4 protein-coding genes and 1 tRNA gene are annotated in these 4,417 nt (G+C 45.6%); 3 read left to right on the forward strand and 2 right to left on the reverse strand.

Going from position 1 to position 4,417, the window contains the following annotated elements; translation table 11 throughout:
* Positions 1–59: 59 nt before the first annotated feature.
* Positions 60–653, reverse strand: a complete 594-nt coding sequence (clpP, locus tag FD34_RS03795; protein ID WP_057806919.1) for an ATP-dependent Clp endopeptidase proteolytic subunit ClpP — start codon at positions 651–653, stop codon at positions 60–62.
* A gap of 786 nt (positions 654–1,439) precedes the next feature.
* On the opposite strand from clpP, the gene FD34_RS08875 reads away from it, so the two are divergent.
* Positions 1,440–1,571 (forward strand): hypothetical protein, encoded by a 132-nt coding sequence (locus FD34_RS08875; RefSeq protein WP_265891315.1) that lies wholly within the window; start codon positions 1,440–1,442, stop codon positions 1,569–1,571.
* A gap of 93 nt (positions 1,572–1,664) precedes the next feature.
* On the opposite strand, the gene FD34_RS03800 is transcribed toward FD34_RS08875, so the two are convergent.
* A tRNA-Arg gene (locus FD34_RS03800) sits at positions 1,665–1,736 on the reverse strand.
* A 305-nt stretch (positions 1,737–2,041) separates the two neighbouring features.
* On the opposite strand from FD34_RS03800, the gene gap reads away from it, so the two are divergent.
* Both gap and FD34_RS03810 read left to right on the forward strand, forming a co-directional pair.
* Positions 2,042–3,055, forward strand: a complete 1,014-nt coding sequence (gap, locus tag FD34_RS03805) for a type I glyceraldehyde-3-phosphate dehydrogenase (RefSeq protein WP_057806922.1) — start codon at positions 2,042–2,044, stop codon at positions 3,053–3,055.
* An 88-nt stretch (positions 3,056–3,143) separates the two neighbouring features.
* Positions 3,144–4,349 (forward strand): phosphoglycerate kinase, encoded by a 1,206-nt coding sequence (locus FD34_RS03810; protein ID WP_057806924.1) that lies wholly within the window; start codon positions 3,144–3,146, stop codon positions 4,347–4,349.
* Positions 4,350–4,417 lie beyond the last annotated feature (68 nt).

The raw sequence follows: 4,417 nt of genomic DNA on the forward strand, positions 1-4,417 counted from the left end.
GTCAACCTCCGTTCTAGGCTAGCCGTACAGGGCGCCGAGAAGCTTATTTCCCAGCCAAATTACTTCAGCTTGGAGTTGTTTTCCATGACGCCATCGAGTAGACCATAGTCCACCGCTTCCTGAGCAGTGAAGTAGTGGTCACGTTCCGTATCCTCCTGAATTTTCTCGATCGGTTGACCGGAGTTCTTGGCGAGGATGCCGTTCAGCATCTTCCGCGTCTTCAGGATTTCGGTAGCGGCAATTTCAATTTCAGTTTGTTGACCCTGGGCACCACCGGATGGCTGGTGAATCAGGACCTGGGAGTGAGGCAGTCCATAACGTTTGCCCTTGGCACCAGAGGATACCAGGACACTGGCCATGGAAGCCGCCATCCCGATGACGATCGTCTGTACGTCAGCCTTGATGAAGTTCATCGTATCGTAGATCGCCATCCCGGAGGTAACGACACCACCAGGTGAGTTGATGTATAAGTAGATGTCTTTCGTTGAATCTTGCGCATCCAGGAACAGCAGTTGTGCGACAATTGAGTTTGCCATGTCGTCTTCGATTGGACCAGACAGCATAATAATCCGGTCCTTCAGAAGCCGTGAGTAAATATCATAAGCACGCTCGCCACGAGACGATTGCTCAATGACAGTTGGAACTAAGTTCATGTTGTGGCCTCCTTAGTTAAATTAGCACTCATTAGTATTTGTTGCTAATGGATATTAATACTATAACCGATTGGTCAAAAAAGGTCAAATGATTTGTATTAACATAATGAAAAACGGACCCGGCATTGCGCAGGCCCGTCGTCCTCTGTCAAGTGAAATTAGCTAATTACTTTTCGCTGGCGTTTTCCGAAACCATGTCCAGCTCCGTGGCAGCACTTTGTTGGTCGAGTTCCTTCCAATCTGCTGCGGTCTTGAATACATTTAATTTACTAGTGTCTTCCATAATAATACCTCCAGGTGATGTTAGTTAATTTTTATTATTTTATTTACTTGGTTTAGGTAGCTCCTTGCTACACCTTGCATAGTACACCACATTGGTATAGTTTGCAAGCGCCTAGATAATAATATTTTGGAAGCATTTTCTATAATTGGTCTAGTCTAAAGCGGCGAGGATACGGCAGTGAGCGATTGGTAACGTTTAGCAATTAACAGCAAAAAATAAAAGTTTAGCAAATTTACTGTGATCGGGATACTGGTGTGGTTGTTAGTGCCCTACATGAAGGATTAAAGTTAGAACTATCTGCGATCCAAGCGTAGAGTGGGGGCAGAACAACGACATAGTATCGCAAAGGCCGCAATAAACCACGGACCTTGGTCGGTATGTGGCTTATTAGGCCGGTAGAAATAAGGAGGTGAAATACCGTCAAGGGTTGCTTTTTAAAACGTGGCTCGGTATAATTGGAACGTTAATTAATTTACGTTTGATATAAAAGGAGGCATATTCACATGCGTAAAGCACACCCACACGGTGTTCAAGGCCGTCGCCCAGTTGCTCCTAAGTACAAGCGAGCATTAAAAGAAAAGAAGATCGAAGCTATTCGTAAGTGGGCTAAGGAAAAGCCAGCCGACGAAAAGTAATGATAATAAAAAAGCAGTCCGGTTAATGCTGGGCTGCTTTTTTGGTGATTAATTTCAGAAAAAAACAGCCGCATAACGACTGCCAATAAAAAATGCGCCCCCCGGGAGTCGAACCCGGATCTCGAGAACCGGAATCTCACGTGCGATCCATTACACTAAGGGCGCAAATTGATGTGTTGTATCAATCAACGTTTATTATAATATCCTATTCCGGGATTGAATGCAACTATTATTTGAGATCTTTAATCAAGATAACGTTTTCACAATAAAAATGAAAATTTCTGGTACGATTGAATAGACAATTCCAAATAAGATGAGTATTATAAATAGCGTAAGGTTTGTATATTGCTTAGGCCTTACTGCATTGGTTTTGTATTTTAGAATAGGTATAGATTATTTGTTCTAAAATTGGAATGTGATAAACTAAGCATGTACGCTAATTATGTTTTCCTAAAGGAGGAAATTGCAGTATGACTGTAAAGATTGGTATTAATGGTTTCGGCCGTATTGGTCGTTTGGCATTCCGTCGTATTCACGAACTCAACACTGATGACATCGAAGTTGTCGCTATCAATGACTTGACTTCACCAGAAATGTTGGCTTACTTACTGAAGTACGACTCAACTCAAGGTCGTTTTGATGGCGAAGTTTCATCAACTGACAAGGGCATCGTCGTTGACGGTAAGGAATACCCTGTATACGCAGAACGTGACGCACGTAACATTCCTTGGGTAAAGAACGACGGTGTTGACTTTGTTCTTGAATGTACTGGTTTCTACACTTCTGCAGAAAAGTCTCAAGCTCACTTGGACGCCGGCGCAAAGCGTGTTCTGATTTCTGCACCTGCTGGTAACATCCCAACTGTTGTCCCAGGTGTTAACTTGGACACTCTGAAGGCTGATGACAAGATCGTTTCAGCTGGTTCATGCACGACTAGTTGCCTTGCCCCAATGGCATACTGGCTCAACAAGAACTTCGGCGTTAAGGTTGGTACGATGACGACTGTTCACGCCTACACTGGTAGCCAAGCAGTTCTTGACCAACCACGTGGTAAGAAGTTCCGTAACAACCGTGCCGCAGCTGTTAACACTATTCCTCACTCAAGTGGTGCTGCCAAGGCTATCGGCCTGGTTATCCCAGAACTTAACGGTAAGCTTTCTGGTCACGCACAACGTGTTGCCGTTCCTACCGGTTCATTAACTGAATTGGTTACCCTCTTGAACAAGAAGGTTTCTGTCGACGAAGTTAACGACGCTATGAAGAAGGCCGCAGAAAACAACCCAGCTTACGGTTACACTGAAGACCCAATCGTTTCAAGTGATATCATCGGTTCTACTTTTGGTTCAGTATTTGACCCATCACAAACCGAAATCATGGAAGGCGAAGACGGTACTCAATTAGTTAAGACCGTTGCTTGGTACGACAACGAAAACGGCTTCACTTGCAACATGATTCGGACTCTGCTTCACTTCGCAGAACTTTAATCTGATTGCTTAAATAAGCTTTGATGAAAGGTGGGAGGAGGAGACTCCAACCACCTTTTTCTTAACAGAGAAGGAGGAAACATAGTTTATGGCTAAATTAACTGTTGAAGACCTGCCATTAGAAGGCAAGAAGGTCTTAATGCGGGTTGACTTCAATGTTCCAATTAAGGATGGCGTCGTTGGCGATGACAACCGGATCGTTGCCGCACTGCCAACTATCAAGTACGTTATTGACCATGGTGGCCGGGCAATCCTGTTCTCCCACCTTGGCCGGATCAAGAAGGAAGAAGACAAGCCAGGCCTGTCCCTTCGTCCAGTTGCTGAACGGCTTTCTAATCTGCTGAACAAGCCAGTTACCTTTGTTCCAGTAACGGAAGGTAAGCAGCTTGAAGATGCCATCGACAACATGAACAACGGCGACGTCCTGCTGGTTCAAAACACCCGTTACGAAGATGTTAAGGATGGCGAATACGTCAAGCGCGAATCCGGTAATGATCCTGAATTGGGTAAGTACTGGGCTTCCCTCGGTGATGTCTTTGTAAACGACGCTTTCGGTACTGCTCACCGGAAGCACGCTTCCAACGTTGGTATCGCCACTAACATGCCTGGTAAGGCCGCTGCTGGTTACCTGATGCAAAAGGAAATCAAGTTCTTGGGTGATGCCGTTGACAACCCAGAACGTCCATTTGTTGCCATCCTGGGTGGTGCCAAGGTTTCCGACAAGATCGGTGTTATTGACCACCTGCTCGACAAGGCTGATAAGATCATCATCGGTGGTGGGATGGCCTACACCTTCTACGCTGCTAAGGGCATCAAGACCGGTGACTCCTTAGTCGAAAAGGACAAGATCGACGTTGCCAAGCAAATTCTTGACAAGGCCGGCGACAAGGTTGTTCTGCCAATTGACAACGTGGTCGCTGACAAGTTCGACAACGACGCTAACACCAAGGTTGTGGAAGGCGACATTGATGATGGCTGGATGGCCTTAGACATTGGTCCAAAGTCCGTCAAGGAATTCGAAGACGTTCTGAAGGATGCCAAGACGGTTGTCTGGAACGGCCCAATGGGTGTCTTCGAAAAGCCTAACTTTGCCAAGGGAACCCTTGAAGTTGGTAAGTTCCTTGGTACCTTAGCTGATGCAACCACGATTGTTGGTGGTGGTGACTCAACTGCCGCTGTTAAGCAATTAGGCGTTGCTGGTAAGCTTACCCACATCTCCACTGGTGGTGGGGCTTCCCTGACCTACCTTGAAGGGAAGGTATTACCAGGAATTGCTGCAATTTCTGAAAAGTAACCTAATCTTTACGTGGCTGGGAGAAAACTTTGTTTTCTCACCAGCCACAATTAGTTTTCCGAATATTA

The organism is Limosilactobacillus pontis DSM 8475 (assembly GCF_001435345.1).
GTDB lineage: Bacteria > Bacillota > Bacilli > Lactobacillales > Lactobacillaceae > Limosilactobacillus > Limosilactobacillus pontis.

Bases quoted from the DNA above. Each gene is read 5' to 3' on its own strand.
- clpP (WP_057806919.1), bottom strand. From the start codon at position 653: ATGAACTTAGTTCCAACTGTCATTGAGCAATCGTCTCGTGGCGAGCGT.
- FD34_RS08875 (WP_265891315.1), top strand. From the start codon at position 1,440: ATGCGTAAAGCACACCCACACGGTGTTCAAGGCCGTCGCCCAGTTGCT.
- gap (WP_057806922.1), top strand. From the start codon at position 2,042: ATGACTGTAAAGATTGGTATTAATGGTTTCGGCCGTATTGGTCGTTTG.
- FD34_RS03810 (WP_057806924.1), top strand. From the start codon at position 3,144: ATGGCTAAATTAACTGTTGAAGACCTGCCATTAGAAGGCAAGAAGGTC.